The sequence below is a fragment of the Pseudomonas sp. 32_A genome (assembly GCF_017490905.1).
Lineage (GTDB): Bacteria > Pseudomonadota > Gammaproteobacteria > Pseudomonadales > Pseudomonadaceae > Aquipseudomonas > Aquipseudomonas inefficax.
This window is the reverse complement of the sequence record NZ_JAFGYI010000007.1, coordinates 132,238-133,007: the sequence shown is the minus strand read 5'-3', so window position 1 is coordinate 133,007 and position 770 is coordinate 132,238. Positions and strand designations below refer to the sequence as shown.

At 63.5% G+C, this 770-nt stretch carries 1 protein-coding gene; it reads left to right on the top strand.

The features are described 5' to 3' along the window. A partial coding sequence (locus tag J5M58_RS06865) for an immunoglobulin-like domain-containing protein (RefSeq protein ID WP_207877652.1) occupies window positions 1–770 on the top strand: 770 nt, incomplete at both ends.

Below are 770 nucleotides of genomic sequence, written 5' to 3'. Positions count from 1 at the left end.
CGACCCCGGCTCAAACCACGATCAACGATTCGGTCGATAACACCACCGCGACGCTGACGGCGACTCCGTCGGTGACCGAAGGCGGTGTGATCACCTACACCGTGACCCTGAGCAACCCAGCCCAGACTCCGGTGACCGTGACCCTGTCCAACGGCCAGACCATCACCGTCGAAGCCGGCAAGACCCAGGGCAGTGTCGACTTCCAGACCCCGGGCAACGACGTCTACAACAACGGCTCGACTGTCAGCACGACGATTACCGGTGCTACCGGCGGGAACTTCGAGCAGCTGACCCCGAATCCGACCCCGGCTCAAACCACGATCAACGACTCGGTCGACACCACCACCGCGACGCTGACGGCGACTCCGTCGGTGACCGAAGGCGGTGTGATCACCTACACCGTGACCCTGAGCAACCCAGCCCAGACGCCGGTGACCGTGACTCTGTCCAACGGCCAGACCATCACCGTCGAAGCCGGCAAGACCCAGGGCAGCGTCGATTTCCAGACCCCGGCCAACGACGTCTACAACAACGGCTCGACCGTCAGCACCACGATTACCGGTGCGACCGGTGGCAACTTCGAGCAGCTGACGCCGAACCCGACTCCGGCTCAAACAACGATCAACGACTCGGTCGACACCACCACCGCGACGCTGACCGCTTCGCCAAGCGTGACCGAAGGCGGTGTTATCACTTACACCGTGACCCTGAGCAACCCAGCCCAGACGCCGGTGACCGTGACTCTGTCCAACGGCCAGACCATCACCGTC